This window comes from Acidimicrobiia bacterium (genome assembly GCA_035471805.1).
Lineage (GTDB): Bacteria > Actinomycetota > Acidimicrobiia > Spongiisociales > JAHEDJ01 > JAHEDJ01.
On sequence record DATIPS010000054.1, the window covers coordinates 54,357 to 74,549 of the forward strand.

A 20,193-nucleotide genomic window follows, 5' to 3' on the forward strand; every position below is an offset into this window, starting at 1 on the left:
CAGGCCGCACTAGGCCGGAGGGCGGTTCTCTCTGAGGGCCGCCCTCACGTTCGTCCACGTGTCTTCCAGAGACTCGGGCAAGACTCTGGTGCCTGCGGTGGAGGTCATGAAGTTTGTGTCTCCCAACCAGCGCGGCACCAGGTGGAAGTGGAGGTGGTCGGGGATCCCGGCTCCCGCCACCCGGCCCAGGTTCAACCCCAGATTGAAGCCTTGAGGACGCATAGCGGCGTTGAGACCCAGCTCGGCGCGGATGATCAGGTCCCACATCTGCGACCGCTCTTCAGGCGTGAGCTCCGAGAGGCCGGCGGTGTGGCGATTGGTAGTGATCATCAGGTGACCAGTCGAATACGGGTAACGGTTCAGAACCGAGTAGGCGAGAGGCGTGCGCTCGAGGATCAAGGCGTCTTCGTCGGACTCGTCGGGCAGCCGGCAGAACAGACAGTCGTCGTCGAGAGCGCCGTCGATTGACTTCACGTACGTGGACCGCCAACCGGCCCAGAGATGATCAAGCACAATCTCAGGGTAACCGACGACCTGCTCGCCGCCCGCAAACCTATCGTTCCAGCATGTTTCGTTCGAGCCACCACTGGGTGATCGGACTTGGTTTCGCCGGTTGCCAGGCCTTGTAGGCCTCTTTGCGGGGAACCGGCCACTCGATGTCGATGTCGACTCTGGTTCCGAACCGATCCGCTCCCGCCAGCACGTTGAGCGCTTCCCCGAGCACACGGTCCTGCATGGGGGCGTCGCCCGGCATTCCGAATGGATGACCGAAGGGAAACTCGACGCCGACGGTACGCGGGTTGAACAGAGCTGTGGCGAGATCCGGCATCATGGTCACGACAACCGTTGGGATTCCTGCCGCTTCGATCCAGCGTGCCAGCACGGGCACGTTCTTACAACAGTCCGGTCAGACCGGAGCCAGGATGAGGCCGTCCACTTCATCCTGATGAAGGAGGTCGATTATCCCGGGAGCGGCAATCTCCCGCCACCCCTCCAGTCCGGCTCCCTGGAATCCCATCACCGAGTAGTGGCGCCGGGCGGCTTCTCCGATCACCCGGCGTTCCTCGGCGTCTGCGAGCCTATCGATGGGCAAAGCGATGTTTGGATCGGCCAGGATGTCGTCGTGGCTGATGTGCAGGTGAGCGAGCGCGATCCGTTGCCACGGCTTTGGAATGACCCGAAAGGACGGGTCGCCCCAGGTTGGTTCGGCACGTTCCCGATCGAGATCAAACGCTTCCTGGCCGTTCTCGAGGTACATGCCCGAGGAGGTGAGGAGCGCTATGCGGCTGCTGCCCAGGCGTTTGTCGAACGGGGCCCACACCGGGTCGGTGCCGTCCGGCGTGGGGTTCTCGTAGAAAGGGCGGAAGCTGCGGGGAAGGAACCGGTAGCTGTCGATCTTCACTGCTGCTCCTGCGGCTGTTTCAGTTCACAGTAATAGCCGCCGGTCGTCGGCAGGTTCCGGTGGGTGACCGGGTGGCGAACGGCGGCTCGGAAAGCCGGGTTCACCCGGTCGTGGAGGGCGTGTCGGGCCGTGCGACGGTTTCCTCGGGAAGGTCCGCGCCGCGCAGGTCGATCGACACCTGGTCGCACTGTTTGCATACGCGGCGAATCAGGCCTCCCGGGAGGTTTTGTTCGCTCCAGTCGTGAACGTGGTCCGCCGATCGACTGATCTTGCGAGTGTGGCGCCTTCCGCCCGATCTCTCGATTCGCTCGATGAGGTTGGTCCGGCGCTGCTCCAGACGCCGCTTGATCCCTTTTCGGCTCTTCGGTTTTCGGGTTTCGATCCAATCGGGAACCGTGTACGCGAAATCGACCGGATCGTTGGCGATGAAGGTCAAGCGTTCGCCGTCCAGTTCGAGGGCGAAACGGTCGCTTGCCGAACGGCGGATCTCGACGGTGTCGAAACCCCAGGAGCCGAGGTCCGATTCTCCGACCTTGAGCGTCAGGGAGTCTTCGTCGATCGCCAAAGAAGCCGGGGCGCGGTCCCCCCCGGCTGTTTCGAGCGAGCCTTTGAAGATTTTCACTCTAAGTTCCCCTAATGCCACCGTGCGTGAACTATCGCGCCGCCCGGGCCTCCCGTCAAGACCAGGAGATCAGAGTTCGCGTTTGGCGAGTGCGCCTATTGTCCCATACAGCAGGGCGAACGTGCCGGCCAGGGTCACGAACAGGGATTTCAGGAAATCGCCGAATGCCGCACCCCGGACCAGCCCGTCGAGTGCCCCGATCAGACGGCTGGGCAGCCAATCCGTCAAGCTCGGGATCAACCCGATGATCGGCAGCACGAGGAGCACCACCAGGCTGAGGATCACGGTCGGAAGCACGTTCTTGAGCGTCGAGCCGAAGAAAGCAACTATCGAGACGGTGAACAGCAGGTAGACGGAGCCGCAGAGCATTCCGGCGGCCATTGCGCCGGCGTCCGGCGCTCCGATGAGCACCGCCGTCTCGTACCAGGCGAGTAATCCTCCCACAACGTAGGCCAGGATCCCGGCGGCGGTGACGACCACATAGCGGGGGATCAACAGCCGGGCGGACGACATCACGCGGGTACGCAGGAACACCGCCATCTCGTAGCGAGATTCGATGGTGAGGGCTCCGGCCGCGATCATCACCAGGACGAGTATGCCGAGCTGCTGAATGTTGGCCGAATACTGCTCGATTCCGTCGGCCGGTGTCGGCTCCGGGAGGATGATCTGAACACCGCCGCCGAATCGCTCGACTAACTCTCCGATGTAGCGGGCCGACAGCGGTCCGATGATGCCGAAGAAGACGAACACGCCGAAGATCGCAACCCATCTTTTGGTGCGCACCATCCGGATCCACTCGAGTCTCCAGAGATTCACGACGTGAGCTCCAGGAATACGTCTTCGAGGTTCGCCCCTTCCGGCGACATCGATATCACGGCCGCTCCATTGTCGGCGAGAACCTTCACAAGGTTGCGCTCGGCCTCATCTCGTCCTGCAACCGTTACCCGAAGGTCACCTGCCGAAACTCGCTCGACCAGGTGTACCCACGGCGCATCCCGAAGCGACTGCAAGACACCGTCGTCGGCGTCGCGCAGCCGAATCCGATAGACGGCTTCGACCCTGCCCACCAGCAGCTCATCGAGCGAACCCTGGAAGAGGAGTCGGCCATCTCTGAGGATGCCGACAGTGTCGCACACCTCCTGGACGTCTCCCAAGATGTGACTGGAGAACATGACCGTTGACCGGCCGCGCAGCCGGGTGACGAGGTCGAGCACCTCCCGTCTGCCGGCCGGATCGAGTGCGGCGCTGGGCTCGTCGAGCAGCAGTACCTGCGGCTCGCCGATGACCGTGGCCGCCAGACCGAGGCGTTGGAGCATTCCTCGCGAAAAGCCGCCGACGCGAACGTCCGTGGAATCTCCCAGTCCGGTCTCCGCCAGCACCTCCTCTACCCGTTCGACGGGAACGTCCGGGGCGGCGAGGTTGCGGGCAAGGTCGACCACCTCGCGCGCCGTGAGCCAGGGCTCGAACTGGGGTGTGTCCGGTAGCACGGCCGTCCGCGACCGGGGGGCGCCGATATCGACGGCTCCGGAGTCCGGGTGTCTCAGTCCCGCCAGGATTCCGAGCAGTGTCGTCTTTCCGGCGCCGTTCGGCCCGACCAGGCCGTATACGGAACCCTCGGGAACGACAATCGAGACTTCGTCGAGCGCACGCTTGGGCCCGTAGGTCTTGGTGAGCGACTTGGTCGAAATCATTCGGGTCCGCGCCCCACCAGGAAGTACACGATTCCTCCAATAGGAACGGACAGGCATATCAGGGCCCATGCCCACTTCGGAAGGTGCCGTACCGATCTCCTCGAGATGTCGTACCAGCAGTAGCCGATCCAGGCGATTACGAAGATGGCGAGTGGAACGAGGGCGGCAATCAGGGTAGAACTCATACGGGGGAAGCTAGCAAAGCAGATGCCGATCAATGGGTCGGTTCGTCCTGGTTTTAGAAGGCGTTCAGCAGGATCATGTAGAGAGCTGCGTAGAGGAGCAGGAGACCGGTTCCGGTGATCCTGTTGTGACGCCTCAGCGTTCCCAGGAGGAGGGTCACCACGCCGGCGGCTCCCAACGCTCCCATTCCGCCCGTGAGCGCCAGGTCGGCGGAGACTGCCACCGGGGCGACGAGGGGCCCTATTCCGATAGAAAGTGTGGCATCGACCAGGCTGGATCCAAACACATCGCCAACCGCAAGGTCCCGTCGGCCCTGTCGGAGCGCCGTCACGTCCACCAGGAGTTCGGGCAGCGAGGTGCCGAGTGACACACCCAGGAATCCGATGATGTAGACGGGTACTTCTACGAGCTCGGCGATTCGCAGGAGGGCTTCGATCGCGAGCCAGGATCCTGCTCCAACGAGACCGAGAGCTCCCAACGCAAGAAGAATGTGTCTCGACTTCCGGCGGGAAGGTACGCGGAGTGCAGGGCCGGATGTTGGTGGCGCATACTTCCAGACGGCGGCGCAGGCGACCATCCATGCGATCACGAGGACCCCGCCATCGAGTCTGCTCAGATATCCGTCTGCCACTAGGAAGATTCCCAGGATCAGAGCAAGGATCGTTAGACCTCCAACCAGACGGACGCGCCTCTTGCCCAGCACCAGTGTGCCCCCGACGAACGGCAGAAGGCCGAGTACGAGGGTCATTTGGGTGGCCGCCGATCCGATGGAATCGCTGACGTTGACGTCGCCCTGATCGCGCACCGAGGAGATGATCGAGTTGGCGATTTCAGGGAGATCGGTCCCGATCGCCAGCAAGCTGAGTCCGATGACGAACGGGGGAAGCCGACTGCCGAATGCCAGAGCGGAGGCGTGGTGTACTGCTCGGCGACTGGCTCCCAGAGCGACGACCAGTCCGATGATGCCGGCGACGATCCACGCTGCGGTCATCTCGTCTCGATACTACGTGACCCCGCCGCGGGACGGTCCGAGGACGGCCCCGGCCCAGATGCTCCGGCTCCGTGTTCGAGCCGTGGGTGCAGCATTGTGCGCATTACGGGGTGTTGCATAATGCTGCATAATCTGCACGGTCTGCATAGTCGGGAAGTACGGTCTCCGGAATGGGACCTTGTGCCCTGCTTCACAAACTCTGCGCGGCGTATTGTGAATGGTATGCAGAACACCGCCCACCCCACTCGATCGGACCGACGGTGACCTCACTTCTCACCGCCAAGGAACTGCAGGAAGTCCTCCAGGTCGATCGATCCACGATCTACCGGATGGCCGAGTCCGGCCGTCTTCCGGCAATCAAGGTCGGCAGACAGTGGCGTTTCCCGTCCGCCCAGGTCGATGCTTGGCTCGGTACCTCGAGCGGGATCTCATCGAGGGTCTCCGCCGTCAACGTCCCTCCGCCGGGCGGCAACGGGGCCCTCATCAGCCTTCTTCCGAGAGAATACGTCGAGGACATGACCGAGCTACTGGGCCAGCTGCTCGGTGTCATGGTCGTGGTGACCGACATGGACGGACAACCTATCTCCGAGGCAGCCAATCCGTGCGGTCTCTTTGAGGCAATCAACGAGACCGATGAAGCCGTTGCAGGGTGTGTGGTCAGCTGGAAACGCCTGGCCGACGAGGCCGATCTTCGGCCTCGCTTCATGGCCAGCCACATGGGACTCCTCTGCGCTCGAAGCTTTGTGCGGGTCGGTTCGGAGCTGAAGGGGATGGTGATGGTCGGCGGAGTAGCTCCCGACCCGTGGCCGCCGGCGCCGGGTGAACTGGCTCGTATCGCGGATGCCTTCGGCGTGCCCCACGGTGTGGTGGAAGACCGCGTGAATGAGGTCTACCGACTCGACGAATCCGACCTCGACCGCGTGTTGGATTACCTGCCCCGTATAGCGCAGATGCTGTCTCATCTCGCGACTGAAAGAACAAACCACCTCGCCAAACTGGACGCGATCGCGACCCTGGTTGGGGCGGATGCAACAACCAAGGAGAATCAATGAGAAAGCTGCTCGTCCTCGGTGCCGGCACGGCCGGCACCATGGTCGTCAACAAGCTGAGCCACCACCTCGACGGCGAGGAGTGGGACATAACGATCGTCGATCAAGACGAGACCCACTACTACCAGCCGGGTTTCTTGTTCATCCCGTTTGGGATCTACGGACGAAATGATGTGATCAAGGCCAAGCGGGACTTCATGCCCGCCGGCGTCAAGATGATCACCTCGGCGATCGAGATCGTCGAACCCGAGAACAACCGCGTCAAGATCGTAGAAGGCGACCGCTGGCTCGACTACGACTACCTGGTAATCGCCACCGGGACGCACCCGCGTCTCGAAGAGACTCCCGGACTTCAAAACGAAGACGGGACCATGCCTGACAACGTTCACACGTTCTACACCCTCGAGGGTGCCTGCCGTCTGCAGAAGTACCTGCGCAGCTGGGAGGGCGGCAAGATGGTGATGAACATCATGGAGATGCCCTTCAAGTGCCCCGTCGCCCCGCTCGAGTTCACGTTTCTGGCCGACTGGTGGTTCTCAGAACAGGGCATGCGCGACCGGGTGGAAATCGAGTATGTGACCCCGCTGCCCGGGGCTTTCACCAAACCGGTTGCATCGAGAGCTCTGGGCGGGATGCTCGACGAACGCAAGGTGTCCCTCGTAGCGGACTTCATGGTGGAGCGCGTGGACGCTGAGAACAACAAGCTCGTGGCCTTCGACGAGGAGGAGGTCGAATACGACCTGTTGGTCACGGTTCCCGTCAACATGGGCGCCGACTTCGTCGGCAGGTCGGGTCTGGGCGACGAACTCAACCACGTGCCGGTCGACAAGGGCAATTTCCTCTCGACTCACTACGACAACATCTTTGCGCTCGGTGACGCCTCGAACATCCCGACCTCAAAGGCAGGATCGGTTGCCCACTTCGCCGTCGACATCTGGACCGAGAACTTCCTGCGCTACATAGACGGACTCGAGATGGTGGAGGAGTTCGACGGTCATGCCAACTGCTTCATCGAGAGCGGCCACGGCAAGGGCCTCTTGATCGACTTCAACTACGAAACAGAGCCGCTGCCGGGCAAGTACCCGCTTCCGGGAGTCGGGCCCTTCTCGCTCCTGCAGGAATCCGAGATGAACCACTGGGGCAAGATGATGTTCCGCTGGATCTACTGGAACATCCTGCTCAAAGGCAAGGAGATGCCCGTCCCGGCGCTCATGTCGATGGCCGGCAAGTGGAGCTGAGCACATGACCACCGCGACCGACATCACCATCGCCGAGTTGAACGACAAGATCGACCGGCTCACCGCGCAGGTCGAGTTTCTTGCCGATGAGGCGATCGAGGCACGGAGACGGCGGCAGGAGTGGGACGAGTTGAAAGCAGACGTCACTCCGCTGTTGGGTGAGATGTACTCGTATGCCGCGCGGGAACTGGCCGAGGTCGAGCACGATGTGTCGCTCGAGCAGATCGCCCATCTGCTCAAGCGTTTGATGCGCAACGCAGGCACTCTGGAGGCTTTGCTCGAGCAACTGGAGAGCGCATCCGACCTGATCGGCACTCTTTCGCCGCTCACCGGCGACGCCGTCTACAAGCTGATGGAGGTTCTCAACGGCCTGGAGCAACGGGGCTACTTCGCCTTCGCGAAAGGGTCGCTCGGTGTCATCGACAACGTAGTCACGTCGTTTACGACGGAGGACGTCAATGCACTCGGCGATAACGTGGTCCTGATTCTTCAGGCGGTGCGGGAAATGACCCAGCCCGAAGTGATGACCATGCTTCGCAACACGGCGACGACCGTCCGGGAGCAACCGGTACCCGAAGACGTTTCACTGTTCGCCCTCATCAAGCAGATGCGCGACCCGGCAGTGAAGCGAGGGCTGTCCAGGGCGCTCAGCGCGCTGCGGTCCGTTTCGGGCGATTTCTCAGAACAACAAGGGCAACAAGGCTCAGAAAGGTAGAAACCATGGCAACCGAACTGATCGGTGGCATCGAACTCGAAGTCGACGACGAAGGCTTCATGACTGATCCGAGTCAGTGGAGTGAGGAACTCGCTCCTGCGCTCGGCAAGGAGATCGGTATCGATGAGCTGACCGACGAGCACTGGAAGGTAATTCGCTTCCTGCGTTCCGATTTCGAAGCTCAGGGCGAGACGGCCACGCTGCGGCGTGTTTCGACGATGGCCGGCGTTCCGACAAAGGATCTCTACAAGCTCTTCCCGAAGAAGCCCGCCAAGAAGATGTCGTATGTCGCCGGGTTGCAGAAGCCGACCGGCTGCGTGTAGTGGAAGAGGGAAGGAGCACAACTAGTGCCGAAATTTGACGACGACGGCGGCGATCGGAAACTCTGCATCATCGTGAGCAAGGGGACCATGGAATGGTCGACGGCCGCCATGGTTCTCGGCAACGCCGCGATCGGTGAGGGCATCGAACTGCACGTGTTCTTCACCTTCTGGGGCCTGGACGCCATCGTCGATCGCCGTATGGACAAGCTCAAGATCTCCCCGGTGGCCAACCCATCGATGAAGATCCCGGGCACCGATATCGGGATGGCCAACATGCTGGCCGGCCTGCCGGGCATGACGGCATTTGCATCGAACATGATGGCCAAGGAGATGAAGGCTCTCGATGTGCCCCCGCATCGCGAGTTCATGCAGATGGTCCACGACTCCGGCGCCCATTTCTGGGCGTGTCGGTTGACCTACGACATGCTTAAGCTGACTCGGGAGGATCTCTGGGATGGGGTCGAAGATGTGATTTCGGCTACCGACTTCATGGAGCTCTCCGAAGGCGCACAGATCATTTTCATCTGAGGAAAACGTACCTCGTACGACTGGCAACGACTTGGGCCGCCCACGAGGGCGGCCCAATCGCGTTTTCTCCCCCGCACGAGCGGGGGAGATCCCTGAGTCTTCGAAGGGAGAGGGGGCAAGCGCAAGACAGCCCCCCTCGCCCTCGAAGACTCGGGCACTCCCCCCGCCGGCGGCGGGGGGAGAAACAGGTTTGCTTTCCTCTCCGGGCGCCTGATGGGGGAGGTGGTTGCGGGTCCGAAGGACTGGGAGCGGTGGGGGCAGGCGCAAGACAGCCCCCCTCGCCCTCGAAGACTCGGGCACTCCCCCCGCCGGTGGCGGGGGGAGAAACGCGAATCCCCCAGGTCTGGCGGGGCCAATTGCCAATTGCCTGCTCCTACTGCCTACCGCCTACCGCCCGCTACTCACGCTTCCAGCATCTCCATCGCTCTTGCCAGCTTCTCGCGAGCCTCCGCGGCAATGATCTCCATCTCGGGCGCGTCGGTGACCGAGTTCATGATTCCGGGGTCCAGCGCTTCCACGATCGTGCCCGATTCGCTCTCGTACACGACGACATTGCAGGGGAGCAGCAGGCCGATTTCCTCTTCAGCGCCCAGGGCTCGATTGGCCAGAACCGGGTTGCAGGCGCCCAGAATCTTATAGGCGGGCCGATCGACGCCTATCTTCTCTTTGAGCGTTGCCTGCACGTCGATCTCGGTCAGGACCCCGAATCCCTCCACCGCCAGGGCGGCGCGCGTCCGGGTCTCTGCTTCCTCTACTCCGACTTCGAGAATCACTCTCAGTCCATAGGGCCTTTGCTCCATTGCTCCTCTTTCCCCCGATGGGCCATTGATACCCCCCGGAGTATATCTCGGTTGCCGCCGCCCAGGCGTGCGGTTCGGCGGTCAGTCGGGGACGTTGGCCCCTAGTCGTTTTCTCCGCGGCGTGGGATGGTTTCCACACTAGGTGAGAGGCGTAGAGCAGGTTGTTTGTCTATTACTTCGTCTACGTCGACCGACCGTTCCGGAAGGTCGAGCGAGAACTTCTCGATCGATTCGAGGAGTTGGACGTGTGGGCTTCGGAGGCCTACCGGGATGGGGAGAATATCCGGGCGAGAATGGCCGTCGGCAAGTCGCCTTTGCTGGCGAAGGAGGTCTCGCTCCACGTTGGTGAGCCCATTCGAGCGCATGCCCACACCACCCTGCCGTTGATGTGGGACGCCACCGGTTCACCGGGCCTGTTCCCGAGGATGCTGGCCGACCTCATTGTCGCCCCGCTCGGCTCATCGAGGGCTCAGCTGACCTTCAGGGGTTCCTACGACCCACCACTCGGACCCGTCGGTGAAGTTCTCGATCGGGCTTTGCTGCATCGCGTCGCCGAGGCCAGTGTCAAGGCTTTCATGGATCGAATCGCGTCTGCGCTGAGTGATGCCGATGGTCCGGCGAACTCCGAGAGGGAGATAGTCGGCAGCTGATCGCAGTCGGCGCTCGGCCGGCGCGGAAAACCGCGTGCGAAGTGCCCAACCGGCCCGGCAGGGCCTAGAGCGGCAGGCTTATCAGGACGGTCGTACCCTGGCCGGGTGATGTGTTGATCGTCGTGGAACCCCGGGCTTTGTCGGCCCGCGATCGGAGATTATCGAGTCCCATACCCTTGGAAACGGTGGAGGGATCGAATCCGTCGCCGTCATCGGTGACCGAGATCAGGACACAGTCGGCACCCTCTTCGATCGTCACGGAGATCTTCGTCGCTCCGGAATGGCGCAGGGCATTACTGAGCGCCTCGCGGATCATCTGCAGGGCGTCGTCGACCGCCGTTCCGGGTAGCTCGGCTGCCTCCTTGCTGACATGAACATCGACATCGGCTCCGTACGGTCCGGCCAGCTGGCCGACCAGGTCGGCGAGCTCGAGGCGCAGATTGCGACGGGTCCATACGGGCGGGCGCAGGTCGAATATGTAGCGTCGAAGTGCCGCGATCGACTCATCGAGCCGGCCGACCGCCTCGTCCAGTCCGGAGTGAACGGCCTCGTCCTTGATGTTGTGACCGAGCGCTTGCAGAGACAAACCAACCGCGAAGAGATCCTGGATGATCGCATCGTGCAGATCTCTGGCGATGCGCTCCCGGTCTTCGACCACCGCAACCCGGCGAAGCCTTCGCTGCAGCCGCGCCGTCGAAATCGCCGAGCCCGCTATGACTGCCAGCGCCTCCACGAGAGCCTCATCGTCGATTGTGAATCCGCTCTTCTTCTCCGTCAGGTAGAGGTTGCCGAAGACCGCGTCGCCGATCCTGATCGGAACTCCGAGAAACGACTCCATGGGTGGGTGGTGATCTGGAAAACCAATGTAATCCGGATGATCGGAGAGGCGGTCGAGGCGCATCGTGGTCGCCACGCGCGTAATCGTGCCCAGAACTCCGCGGCCGCGCGGTGGATCGCCCATCTTGGCGGCGAGGTCGGGGTCGATTCCCACATGAAGGAACTGGATGAGGGTGCTGTGCTCGCCGATGACGCCGAGGGCGCCGTATTTGGCCCCGGTGAGGTCCATTGCCGTCTCGACGGTGGTCCAGAGGACGGCCGTCAGGTCGGTCTGCCCTGCGACCGCGGCTGCGCCTTCGACCATTTGGGCGAGTCTGCTCGCCGGGAGCTTTGCGTCGACCATGGCGAAAGGATATCCGAGAATTTCGATACTGCCGAACTCGGGACCTTCGTCGGTGTTCTTCGGGGCGGAAGGTCCAGAGGCGAAAGTCACATTCCGGTTACTCTGAGGTCTGGGAGAAGCCATTTATGCGAATCGTGGTTGTGGATGATCATGAGATCGTTCGCCAAGGTCTGAAAGCCCTGCTCGAAGCCGAGGAGGATTTCAGTGTTGTCGGTGAGGCCGGTTCGGTCGCCGAAGCCGTTCGAAGGGTGGGCTACGAATCTCCGGATGTGGTCGTCATGGACGTCCGGCTGCCGGACGGTTCGGGCGTTGAGGCTTGTCGTGAGATCAGGTCTCGCTGGCCGAGCGTCAAGGTACTCATGCTGACCTCCTACGCAGACGAGGAGGCTTTGATGTCGGCGATCGTCGCCGGCGCCTCCGGCTACGTTCTCAAACGAATCGACTCGCACGATCTCGTCAACAACCTGCGCCGAGTGGCCGCCGGAGAGTCTCTACTCGACGGCGAGATGACGGATCGCCTGTTCCGGAAGCTGCGCGGTGACGAGCCTGATGATCCGTTGCTGGCTCGTCTCACTCCCCAGGAGCGCAAGATCCTGGACCACATCGCCGAAGGTCTGACCAACCGCGAGATTTCTGAGGAGATGTTCCTCGCCGAGAAGACGGTGAAGAACTACGTGTCGAACCTGCTTGCCAAGTTGGAGATGAGCCGGCGAAGCGAGGCTGCCGCCTACGCGGCTCGACTCTCGGCGCGTCGCGATCAGGATTACCCGCCGGAGGTCTGGGCGGGCAAGTGAGTGCCCGTCGGTTCCGGCGATTACGCTGATGTAGGATCCGGCTTTGTCGGGTCGGATGCCGTTCGCGGAGGCGACTCTCGAACGCTTCTTCCCGGCGCTGAAGGGAGCATGACATGCGGGTTCTCGACCTCATGACAACCGAGGTAGCAACGGTTACTCCCGATGTGAGCCTCAAAGAAGCGGCGCGCCTGATGACCGATATCGGCGTGAGTGGAATCCCCGTGCTCGACGAGAACGAACGACTCGTCGGCATCATCACCGAAGCAGACTTCCTTGCTCGCGAAGCCGGCCGTGTCGAGCCACGCCAGAGAAGACTTCTGGACGCTTTATTCAGCGCGCCGCAGGTGGCTGAGGCGGAGACAGTCGAACAGGTCATGACACACGATCCGGTCGTCATTTACCCGGAGGCAAGCCTGACCGAAGCGGCCCGTGTGATGGTGAATCACGGCGTGAAGCGTTTGCCCGTTGTCGACGCGGACGGCAACCTGCGCGGCGTCATAAGCCGTGCCGACGTCGTCGCCGCATTCACTCGCCCCGACGACGTCATCGAGGATGAAATCCGTGAGGACGTGATTCGCCGGATACTCTTCCTCGAGGAGGTGGCGGTGAACGTGTCCGTGGTCGATGGGGTCGTCACGTTGTCTGGATCGGTGCCGACCAAGAGCGATGCCCGTCTCCTGGAGGAGCTCACCAGGCGGCTCGACGGGGTAGTGCGGCTCAAGAGCGATGTCGCCTATGAGGTCGACGACCAGCGGCCGGTCGATTAGCCGGCACACAACCACCAGGATCGGGTACGCTTTCACACCGATCGAAGACGAGGGGACCTCATGGCACAGGCGCGTGGAAAACGTCTCATTCAGGAGCGCCAGCGAAAAGAAGCCGAGCAGCAGGAACGCAAACGTTCCGCCGAACGCCGGCGCATGCTGGTGATCGCCGCCGCCGCCGTCGCCACGCTGGCTCTGGGAGTCGGCTGGATCTTCCTCGCTCCGGGACCCCCCTGGATCGCTTTCGACAGCGTCGGAAACGATCACATCGAAGCCATCGGCGACCCTCACGTCGCCTACAACAGCTCTCCTCCTTCGTCCGGCCCTCACATAGGGGGTCTCGTCGGATGGGAGGAGCATTCCGAACAGATCCCGCCGGAAGCCTTTGTGCATAACCTGGAGGACGGTGGGGTGGCACTCACGTACAACTGCCCGGAGGGATGCGACGGTGTTGTCGGCACTCTTCGATCTGTGCTGGCCGATTACCAGAACGACAGCGTCCTCATGTTCCCCTACGACGACGTCGTCGACCCCGACGGTGTTGCACGCACCGGCGCCGCGGTAGCGTGGGGACGTGTCTTCTACTTCGACGACTTCTCCGACCCCGAAACCGAGAAAGACCTCCGAGCATTCATCGACAGCTTCGAGGGAATCAACAACCACGTCGGTGCCTGACGCCGCATCCGTCTCGCTGCCCGGCGGAGTAGGAGATCTCGCGACGATCACGTGGCCGGGCGACGGGGCGACCGGTCTCTTCCTCGCCCATGCGACTGGGTTTTGCAAGGAGGTGTGGGAGCCGGTCGTTGCCCACCTTCGTCCTTACATCGCGGGGTCGATCGTGGCGTGGGACGGTCGCGCTCACGGGGCTTCGTCGGCGGGCACCCCTCCCTTCGACTGGTGGGATTTCGGGCGGGACGCTCTCGAGGTAGTCGACTCGATCGACCTCGGAATCCGCGTCGGAGTCGGACACTCGATGGGCGGTGCGGCGCTGGCGATGGCCGAAATCCTGCGACCGGGTACATTCGACGGTCTGGTTCTGATCGAGCCGATCGTGTTTCCCCCGCCGTTCGGGCGGTTCGACAACATGATGGCGGAGGTCGCGCGCAAGCGGCGTTCGTTCTTTGCCTCCCCGGAGGAAGCACATTCAAACTTCGCCGGCAAGGCTGCGTTTTCTGCATGGGATTCCAGAGCAATGGAGGCCTACATCCGGGGTGGCCTCAGGGTCGTCGACGATGCCTGGCTTCTTTCCTGCAGCCCGCACCATGAGGCCGAGGTGTACAGGGGAGGCTCTGCCCACGGAGCATTCGATCGCCTCGGAGAAATCGGGATACCCGTTCTCCTGCTGGCGGGAGAACACTCGACGACTCACGACGAGGACCTCGTCGAGATTCTGTTGTCCCAACTCGTCTCCGGTTCGGCGGTCATCGTGCCGGACGCCGGACACTTCCTTCCGATGGAGAAGCCGGCAACGGTCGCCGAGTTGATCCTCGACTTCACTTCCCGGCTCACGTGACGGTGCCCTCGCCCGGACGGCCGTAGAATCAACGATTCGTGCTGTTTCCCGACCATGTTCTCGACGAATTGGAAAAGGGGCTCGCGGGCACCGCGGGCTTGCGTCTCGCGTCGGTCGGCGTAGATGTCGATCCGCTCGAGTTCGTCCGCGCTGCACACGACTCTGCCTCGTCGTCGGTGTTCTTCGGCCGGCCCGGCGGATTCGAGATCGGCGCCATCGGGTCGGTCTGGGAAGCCGCTGTGGCTTCGGGTGATGGTCGTCTGCGCCGGCTTGCCGCACAGGTTCCAGACCTGCCCGGCGCCCGGTTCCTGCTCGGGTACTCGTTCGAGGCCGACGGTCCAACCGGGGCGGAATGGGCGGACTACGGACCCGTCAGGCTGGTTCTCCCCAGCGCAGCCGTGGTGCGCGAGGGAGGCTCAACGAAACTGGTCGTGGCGGTCGACGGCGATCCTGCCTCCGGGGTAGTTCCCCTGCTGCGATCTCTCCGGCCTGCCGGACTGCGGCGGCGGCGCCATGCCGCCGTCCGGTCGATCGAGTCGGTGCCCGCCCCGGGCGAGTGGATGGATTCGGTCGAAGAGGCCGTTGCCGCCATCGGACGCGGGCCTCTCGAGAAAGTCGTGCTTGCCCGGTCGGTTGTCGTCTCCTCCGACGTGGCAACCGACCCTTTCGACCTGGCCGTCCGACTGCGGTCCGGATACCCGGGATGCTTCACCTATGCATGGGAGACCGGGTCGGGTTCATTCGTAGGTGCGTCACCCGAGTTGCTGGCTTCCGTGCGAGGAACGGGCGTCTTCTCCGAACCGTTGGCGGGAACCACGGCTCGCGGCGAGGGCGAAGACGACGATCGAACACTGGGTGAGCAGCTGATGGCCAGTTCCAAGAATCGGCATGAGCACCGCATCGTCATCGACGACATCGTGAGGCGGCTCGACGATCTCACGGATCACCTGGAGATCCCATCGACGCCGATGCTGCGCCGCATGACCAACATTCAGCACCTCTCGACGCGAATCCGGGGAGTGCTACATGCCGGTATCGGCATACTCGATGTTGTCGAAGCACTGCACCCAACACCCGCCATCGGAGGATCGCCGGCCGATGAGGCTCTCGCCGCGATCGCCAAACTCGAGATGATGGATCGGGGCTGGTATTCAGGTGGAATCGGCTGGATCGGACCCGATGGCGATGGTGATGTGGCCGTCGCGTTGAGATGCGCCTTGCTGAGGGGATCCACCGCACGGCTCTTCGCCGGAGCAGGGATAGTTGCCGGATCCGATGCTCAATCCGAGCTGGAGGAAACGCGACTCAAGTTCGGCCCGATGCTTTCCCTGCTGACCGAGGCGTGAGAGTCCGAACCCGGGGGGCGTTCGGCGCCCGAGCCCCTGTCGTCGCCGGCTCGTGATGTCTAGCGGCCGGCCGCCACACGCTCCCACATCGAGCGCAGAAGCGCGGCGCTTTCCGATCGATTGGTGCGCACCTCGATGACGCGCGGACCGTCGGTCGGGGCGGCTATCAGCCCGCCCAGTTCCTCGACTGTTGCCGGCAGATGGTGCTCGACACCGAAGGCACGGACGATTCCTGCGAAATCGAGCCCGTGCGGAGTTCCCAGATGGCGTTCGAAATATCCAGGGAAGTCCGCCTGAGGGAGAAGGCTGAAGATGCCTCCGCCGTCGTTGTTCGCGAGAACGATCGTCAGCGGCACACCGAGTCGCCGTGCGGTTGTCAGTGCGGTGAGATCGTGGAGCAACGACAGATCACCCAGGTAGGCGTACATCGGTGCCCCGGACCCGACTGCCGCTCCGAGGGCGGAGGAGATCAGTCCGTCTATGCCGTTGGCTCCACGGTTGCCGAAGAAGGAGATCCGGCGGTCGACGGTCGTGAAGAAGGCATCGATGATCCTGATCGGCATCGACGATCCCACATACAGCCCGGCACCGGCCGGCAGGTTGTCTCGCAGCGCCAGGGCCACGGCCGGCTCCGACGGGAAGGGGATCTCGAGCAACGGCATGATCGCAGCATCCGCCCGCCGCCAGCGCTCCACCCACGCTTCGGAGCCGGGTTCGTTCATGCGGGCGGCAAGGACCGCCGCCGCAGAAGCAGTATCGCTCCTGATGAGATGAGTCGCAGAGGCGCCGGGGTCCCGCCACCCAGACTCATCGAATAGCACCTGGCTGATGTGCGAGTTCTCCGACAGCCAGCGGTTGATTCCCTTGGACGTCGGCGGCGCTCCGAACCGGATGATGAACTCAGGACGCAGTTCGTCGTCGAGGTCGCCGCGTCGCGCCAGCCAGTCGCCGGTTGTGATCACGTTGGCCGGGTGATGCGGCCCCGCACGCAGGCCGGAAAGCGGGTCGGCGATCAGCGGAATCCGCGCCCTGATTGCGAGATTGGCGGCCGCTTCCGGAAAGGCAGGGTCATCGTTCGGGCCGGCCACCACCATCGTCGGGTGGGCCTGGACCATCGTGAAGATCCGTTCGACCAGTTCGGCGACCGGAGCCACCGGAGGTGCCCCCGTGAACGATGGGAGAGTGGGAGCCGGCAGGTTCTCCGGGACATCTCCGGGGACATCGATCGGCGCCAGCGGCTCCCGGAACGGAAGATTGAGATGGACGGGGCCCATTGGTGTTTCCAGAGCTGCAGACCAGGCGCGTGCCGCAAGGGCCGTGAAGGCGGCCAGGACGTCGGGCCGCGCTTCCGGAATAGGAGCCTCGTAGGACCATTTGACTGCACGGCCGTACATGCCTTGTTGATCGATCGCCTGGGGTGCGCCAACATCGCGAGCCTCCTGCGGACGATCGGCGGTCATCACGATCAGAGGCACTCTGGCGAATCGGGCTTCGACGATCGCCGGGAAGTATTCAGCGGCCGCAGTGCCGGAGGTGCACACCAGCGCAACCGGTATCCGGGTGGCCTTGGCCATCCCGAGGGCGAAGAAGGCTGCCGACCTCTCATCGTGGTGCGAAGAGTCCTCGATGTCGGGGTGGGCCGCGAACGCGAAGGTCAGCGGAGTATTACGAGAACCGGGAGTGATCGCGACGTGCCGGAGGCCCAGATTTGCCAGGGCGGCAACGAACGGCACTGTGGCTGCATAGTTGCGGTTGGAAGTGTGCATCAACACGGCCACACTAACGCTTGTGAAGCAAACACAAACTGAGCACGGCCCGGTGAGCCTCAGGCTCCACGGCACCGAACCGGCCAACCTCGTCGCTCTGCACGGATTCACCCAGCACGGTGCGGCCTTCGAAGAGCTGGCCTCCTGCCTCGGAATCTCCGTTCTCGCTCCCGACCTGCCCGGACACGGGTCGACGGACGCTCAACCGGCGACCTTTGCCGTCGCAGTCGATGTGGTCGTCGCGGTTCTCGAGTCCCGGCCGTCGAAGGCGAGTCTGGTCGGATACTCCCAGGGCGGTCGGGTTGCCCTGGGAGTTGCTCTGGCCAGACCCGACTTGATCGAGAAACTGGTGCTCATTTCGACTTCGCCGGGCATTGAGGATCCGGCAGTTCGTGCGGCCCGTCGGGCGGCCGATGACGCCCTGGCCGGGCGGATCGAGGAGATCGGTCTGGCTGCCTTCGTCGACGAGTGGCTGGCCCTGGACATGTTTGCGGGGCTCGGCCGCCGGCCGGCGGGATGGCGGGCGCACGACAGGGAGTTGCGCCTCGAGAACACCGCGGCCGGCCTTGCCGGGGCTCTGCGCGGGATGGGCCAGGGAGCTCAGCCGTACCTGGGAGCGCAGCTCGTCCGGCTTTCCACCCCTGCTTTGTTCATTGCCGGTGGTGAGGATCGGCGATACGTCGAGTACGCGGAGCAGATGCACGGCCTGGCCCCGCACGGTGTCCTGAGAGTCGTGCCTGGTGCCGGCCACGCCGTCGTCGGAGAAGCTCCCGGGGTGCTGGCCGATCTGATCGGGGCCTTCCTGCGGGCCGGCGGGATCGAGCGGGCCCGGACCTAAGCGGCCCCCACTGCAGCTCCGGCCGCAAGCACCACTCCGACCAATAGGTGGAGTCTGGCCGTGCCCTTGAGTACCCGGATGAGGGCGGGCCCTTCCGTTTTCGAGTACACCGTTCTGACCAGCCCGGCACCGAACGGCATCAGGAAGATTGCGAACATCGTTGGGGTCGCCGTCCATCCGGCCACTCCGAACAATGCGGTTGAGAGAAAAGAGCCGAACACGAGCAGCGCGAAGAGGGTTCTCGTCCGCTCCCTGCCGATGATCACCGCCAGCGTGCGTTTACCGGCAGAGGCGTCCGTCTCGATATCCCGAACATTGTTGGCAACGAGGATGGCGGTAACGAGGAGTCCGATCGGGACGGCCAGCAGCCAGGCATCGAGCGGGGCGGTCCGGTCGTGAACGTAGCGGCTTCCGACCGTCGCCACGAGCCCGAAGAAGACGAAAACGAAAACCTCGCCGAGGCCCCGGTAACCGTAGGGGCGCGGCCCGCCGACGTATCCGACCGTTGCGGCGATCGAGGTGATCCCGACAACGGCAATGACCCAGCCGGCCTCGACGATCAGATAGACACCGGCGACCGACGCCGCGGCGAACGCGGCAACCGTTGCCAGGGCCATCTGCCGTTCGGAGATGACCCCGCTGGCCACCATTCGCTGCGGCCCGATCCGCTGCTCGGTGTCGGCGCCTTTTCTGGCATCCGACAGGTCATTCGTGTAGTTGGCCGCCACCTGGATGGCCAGCGCTCCGATCATCGCAGCCAGGAACGGACCCCAGCGGAACACTCCGTCTCCTATTGCCAGGCCACCGCCGACCAGCACCGGAGTTGCCGCCGCCGGGAGTGTGTGGGGTCGGGCCGCCTGCCACCAGGCTCGACGTCTGCTCATCAGAAGTGGCGGGGATACTTCGTGTAGTCGGGATCCCGCTTCTCCAGGAAGGCGTCCCGGCCCTCCCTGCCCTCCTCGGTGCCGTAGGCCAACCGCGTCGCCTCACCGGCGAACAGTTGCTGGCCTACCAGACCGTCGTCGGGGAGGTTGAACGCATACTTGAGCATCATGATGGCGGTCGGGCTCTTGGCGTTGATCTCCTCGGCCCACTCGAGGGCAGTCCGCTCGAGGTCGGCGTGCGGCACCGAAGCGTTGGCCGCTCCCATCGCCACCGCTTCGTCCGCCGAGTAATCCCGACCGAGAAAGAAGATCTCCCTGGCGCGCTTCTGGCCTACTTGATTGGCGAGGTACGCCGACCCGTAGCCGGCATCGAAGCTGGCCACGTCGGCGTCGGTCTGTTTGAAGATCGCATGTTCCCTGCTCGCGATGGTGAGATCGCACACGACGTGGAGTGAGTGACCGCCGCCCACCGCCCAGCCGGGAACCACGGCAATGACCGGCTTGGGCATGAAGCGGATCAGCCGTTGGACCTCGAGTATGTGCAAGCGACCCGGGCTGGTGGTGCCGTCCTCGTACCGGTAGCCGTCCTTCCCGCGGATCCTCTGATCGCCGCCGGAGCAGAAAGCCCACCGGCCATCCTTCGGGGACGGCCCGTTGCCGGTCAGGAGAACGGTGCCGACCGCCGGGGTCGTTCGAGCGTGATCGAGCGCGCGATAGAGCTCATCGACCGTCTGCGGCCGGAAGGCGTTGCGTACTTCCGGCCGATCGAAGGCGACGCGAACGGTCCCACCCTGGCGCGCGCGGTGGTAGGTGATATCGGAGAAGTCGAACTCCGGAACCGGTTCCCACACGGAAGCATCGAATAGTTCTGAAACCATGGTTGGTCATCTCCTCGGCAACCGCCGATACTCTAAGG

At 63.4% G+C, this 20,193-nt stretch carries 25 protein-coding genes; 12 read left to right on the forward strand and 13 right to left on the reverse strand.

The genetic code is table 11. The features are described from left to right. Positions 1-9: 9 nt before the first annotated feature. The 8 genes from VLT15_10595 to VLT15_10630 all read right to left on the reverse strand — a co-directional run bounded on the left by VLT15_10595 (position 10) and on the right by VLT15_10630 (position 4,889). Entirely contained in the window at positions 10-513 is a 504-nt protein-coding gene (locus VLT15_10595) for an HIT domain-containing protein (protein ID HSR45656.1), read from the reverse strand. 40 nt (positions 514-553) lie between these two features. After that, on the reverse strand, positions 554-883 hold the full coding sequence (locus VLT15_10600) for a hypothetical protein (protein ID HSR45657.1): 330 nt from the start codon (positions 881-883) through the stop codon (positions 554-556). Positions 884-907: 24 nt separating this feature from the next. Then, the gene (locus VLT15_10605) at positions 908-1,402 is read right to left on the reverse strand and encodes a glycine/sarcosine/betaine reductase selenoprotein B family protein (GenBank protein ID HSR45658.1); all 495 of its coding nucleotides are present in this window, start codon (positions 1,400-1,402) and stop codon (positions 908-910) included. Positions 1,403-1,502: 100 nt separating this feature from the next. Then, positions 1,503-2,024 (reverse strand): hypothetical protein, encoded by a 522-nt coding sequence (locus tag VLT15_10610; protein ID HSR45659.1) that lies wholly within the window; start codon positions 2,022-2,024, stop codon positions 1,503-1,505. A 69-nt stretch (positions 2,025-2,093) separates the two neighbouring features. After that, positions 2,094-2,840, reverse strand: coding sequence for a hypothetical protein (locus VLT15_10615; GenBank protein HSR45660.1), 747 nt, complete (start codon positions 2,838-2,840; stop codon positions 2,094-2,096). Next, positions 2,837-3,715, reverse strand: a complete 879-nt coding sequence (locus tag VLT15_10620; GenBank protein HSR45661.1) for an ABC transporter ATP-binding protein — start codon at positions 3,713-3,715, stop codon at positions 2,837-2,839. The genes VLT15_10615 and VLT15_10620 overlap by 4 nt, the downstream gene beginning before the upstream one ends. Then, positions 3,712-3,900, reverse strand: a complete 189-nt coding sequence (locus VLT15_10625) for a PLD nuclease N-terminal domain-containing protein (protein ID HSR45662.1) — start codon at positions 3,898-3,900, stop codon at positions 3,712-3,714. Before VLT15_10625 ends, VLT15_10620 begins: the two co-directional genes overlap by 4 nt. A 53-nt stretch (positions 3,901-3,953) precedes the next feature. Continuing rightward, positions 3,954-4,889: a hypothetical protein gene (locus VLT15_10630; protein ID HSR45663.1), complete on the reverse strand. Its 936-nt coding sequence runs from the start codon at positions 4,887-4,889 to the stop codon at positions 3,954-3,956. Between the two features lie 260 nt (positions 4,890-5,149). Between VLT15_10630 and VLT15_10635 the strand changes: the two genes are divergently transcribed. Genes VLT15_10635 through VLT15_10655 form a run of 5 tightly spaced genes read left to right on the forward strand, consistent with a single transcriptional unit; the run spans position 5,150 to position 8,742 of the window. Next, the gene (locus VLT15_10635) at positions 5,150-5,941 is read left to right on the forward strand and encodes a PocR ligand-binding domain-containing protein (GenBank protein ID HSR45664.1); all 792 of its coding nucleotides are present in this window, start codon (positions 5,150-5,152) and stop codon (positions 5,939-5,941) included. Then, positions 5,938-7,176 (forward strand): FAD/NAD(P)-binding oxidoreductase, encoded by a 1,239-nt coding sequence (locus VLT15_10640; protein ID HSR45665.1) that lies wholly within the window; start codon positions 5,938-5,940, stop codon positions 7,174-7,176. Before VLT15_10635 ends, VLT15_10640 begins: the two co-directional genes overlap by 4 nt. A gap of 4 nt (positions 7,177-7,180) precedes the next feature. Beyond that, on the forward strand, positions 7,181-7,891 hold the full coding sequence (locus tag VLT15_10645) for a DUF1641 domain-containing protein (protein ID HSR45666.1): 711 nt from the start codon (positions 7,181-7,183) through the stop codon (positions 7,889-7,891). Positions 7,892-7,896: 5 nt separating this feature from the next. Beyond that, positions 7,897-8,214, forward strand: a complete 318-nt coding sequence (locus VLT15_10650) for a TusE/DsrC/DsvC family sulfur relay protein (GenBank protein HSR45667.1) — start codon at positions 7,897-7,899, stop codon at positions 8,212-8,214. Between the two features lie 24 nt (positions 8,215-8,238). Continuing rightward, positions 8,239-8,742 (forward strand): DsrE/DsrF/DrsH-like family protein, encoded by a 504-nt coding sequence (locus VLT15_10655; GenBank protein HSR45668.1) that lies wholly within the window; start codon positions 8,239-8,241, stop codon positions 8,740-8,742. 401 nt (positions 8,743-9,143) lie between these two features. On the opposite strand, the gene VLT15_10660 is transcribed toward VLT15_10655, so the two are convergent. Next, positions 9,144-9,542, reverse strand: a complete 399-nt coding sequence (locus tag VLT15_10660; GenBank protein ID HSR45669.1) for a DUF302 domain-containing protein — start codon at positions 9,540-9,542, stop codon at positions 9,144-9,146. Positions 9,543-9,703: 161 nt separating this feature from the next. Here VLT15_10660 and VLT15_10665 point away from each other — a divergent pair, with 161 nt between their 5' ends. Continuing rightward, positions 9,704-10,192 carry a hypothetical protein gene (locus VLT15_10665; GenBank protein ID HSR45670.1) on the forward strand — a complete coding sequence of 163 codons (489 nt, stop codon included), beginning with the start codon at positions 9,704-9,706 and terminating at the stop codon, positions 10,190-10,192. Between the two features lie 64 nt (positions 10,193-10,256). Here VLT15_10665 and VLT15_10670 read toward each other — a convergent pair whose 3' ends face one another. Next, entirely contained in the window at positions 10,257-11,372 is a 1,116-nt protein-coding gene (locus VLT15_10670; protein HSR45671.1) for a GAF domain-containing sensor histidine kinase, read from the reverse strand. Between the two features lie 125 nt (positions 11,373-11,497). Between VLT15_10670 and VLT15_10675 the strand changes: the two genes are divergently transcribed. The 5 genes from VLT15_10675 to VLT15_10695 all read left to right on the forward strand — a co-directional run bounded on the left by VLT15_10675 (position 11,498) and on the right by VLT15_10695 (position 15,789). Next, positions 11,498-12,166: a response regulator transcription factor gene (locus VLT15_10675; protein HSR45672.1), complete on the forward strand. Its 669-nt coding sequence runs from the start codon at positions 11,498-11,500 to the stop codon at positions 12,164-12,166. Positions 12,167-12,279: 113 nt separating this feature from the next. Then, positions 12,280-12,933, forward strand: coding sequence for a CBS domain-containing protein (locus VLT15_10680; protein ID HSR45673.1), 654 nt, complete (start codon positions 12,280-12,282; stop codon positions 12,931-12,933). 60 nt (positions 12,934-12,993) lie between these two features. Beyond that, positions 12,994-13,605, forward strand: coding sequence for a DUF3105 domain-containing protein (locus VLT15_10685; protein HSR45674.1), 612 nt, complete (start codon positions 12,994-12,996; stop codon positions 13,603-13,605). Then, positions 13,598-14,443, forward strand: a complete 846-nt coding sequence (locus tag VLT15_10690) for an alpha/beta hydrolase (protein ID HSR45675.1) — start codon at positions 13,598-13,600, stop codon at positions 14,441-14,443. Before VLT15_10685 ends, VLT15_10690 begins: the two co-directional genes overlap by 8 nt. Before the next feature lie 38 nt (positions 14,444-14,481). Beyond that, on the forward strand, positions 14,482-15,789 hold the full coding sequence (locus VLT15_10695; GenBank protein HSR45676.1) for an isochorismate synthase: 1,308 nt from the start codon (positions 14,482-14,484) through the stop codon (positions 15,787-15,789). Positions 15,790-15,848: 59 nt separating this feature from the next. Here the strand turns inward: VLT15_10695 and menD are convergent, their stop codons facing one another. Continuing rightward, on the reverse strand, positions 15,849-17,555 hold the full coding sequence (gene menD, locus VLT15_10700; GenBank protein HSR45677.1) for a 2-succinyl-5-enolpyruvyl-6-hydroxy-3-cyclohexene-1-carboxylic-acid synthase: 1,707 nt from the start codon (positions 17,553-17,555) through the stop codon (positions 15,849-15,851). Positions 17,556-17,607: 52 nt separating this feature from the next. Between menD and VLT15_10705 the strand changes: the two genes are divergently transcribed. Beyond that, a complete protein-coding gene (locus tag VLT15_10705) occupies positions 17,608-18,393 on the forward strand; it encodes an alpha/beta fold hydrolase (GenBank protein HSR45678.1) in 786 nt (261 codons plus the stop codon). On the opposite strand, the gene VLT15_10710 is transcribed toward VLT15_10705, so the two are convergent. Beyond that, positions 18,390-19,277, reverse strand: a complete 888-nt coding sequence (locus VLT15_10710) for a 1,4-dihydroxy-2-naphthoate polyprenyltransferase (protein ID HSR45679.1) — start codon at positions 19,275-19,277, stop codon at positions 18,390-18,392. The two genes, VLT15_10705 and VLT15_10710, sit on opposite strands and share 4 nt — an antisense overlap. Next, the gene (locus tag VLT15_10715) at positions 19,277-20,155 is read right to left on the reverse strand and encodes a 1,4-dihydroxy-2-naphthoyl-CoA synthase (protein HSR45680.1); all 879 of its coding nucleotides are present in this window, start codon (positions 20,153-20,155) and stop codon (positions 19,277-19,279) included. Before VLT15_10715 ends, VLT15_10710 begins: the two co-directional genes overlap by 1 nt. Between the last annotated feature and the right edge of the window lie 38 nt (positions 20,156-20,193).

Coding starts and splice junctions, on each gene's coding strand:
- VLT15_10620 (HSR45661.1), bottom strand. CDS start 3,715: ATGATTTCGACCAAGTCGCTCACCAAGACCTACGGGCCCAAGCGTGCG.
- VLT15_10625 (HSR45662.1), bottom strand. CDS start 3,900: ATGAGTTCTACCCTGATTGCCGCCCTCGTTCCACTCGCCATCTTCGTA.
- VLT15_10630 (HSR45663.1), bottom strand. CDS start 4,889: ATGACCGCAGCGTGGATCGTCGCCGGCATCATCGGACTGGTCGTCGCT.
- VLT15_10640 (HSR45665.1), top strand. CDS start 5,938: ATGAGAAAGCTGCTCGTCCTCGGTGCCGGCACGGCCGGCACCATGGTC.
- VLT15_10645 (HSR45666.1), top strand. CDS start 7,181: ATGACCACCGCGACCGACATCACCATCGCCGAGTTGAACGACAAGATC.
- VLT15_10650 (HSR45667.1), top strand. CDS start 7,897: ATGGCAACCGAACTGATCGGTGGCATCGAACTCGAAGTCGACGACGAA.
- VLT15_10660 (HSR45669.1), bottom strand. CDS start 9,542: ATGGAGCAAAGGCCCTATGGACTGAGAGTGATTCTCGAAGTCGGAGTA.
- VLT15_10670 (HSR45671.1), bottom strand. CDS start 11,372: ATGGTCGACGCAAAGCTCCCGGCGAGCAGACTCGCCCAAATGGTCGAA.
- VLT15_10675 (HSR45672.1), top strand. CDS start 11,498: ATGCGAATCGTGGTTGTGGATGATCATGAGATCGTTCGCCAAGGTCTG.
- VLT15_10680 (HSR45673.1), top strand. CDS start 12,280: ATGCGGGTTCTCGACCTCATGACAACCGAGGTAGCAACGGTTACTCCC.
- VLT15_10685 (HSR45674.1), top strand. CDS start 12,994: ATGGCACAGGCGCGTGGAAAACGTCTCATTCAGGAGCGCCAGCGAAAA.
- menD (HSR45677.1), bottom strand. CDS start 17,555: ATGCACACTTCCAACCGCAACTATGCAGCCACAGTGCCGTTCGTTGCC.
- VLT15_10710 (HSR45679.1), bottom strand. CDS start 19,277: ATGAGCAGACGTCGAGCCTGGTGGCAGGCGGCCCGACCCCACACACTC.
- VLT15_10715 (HSR45680.1), bottom strand. CDS start 20,155: ATGGTTTCAGAACTATTCGATGCTTCCGTGTGGGAACCGGTTCCGGAG.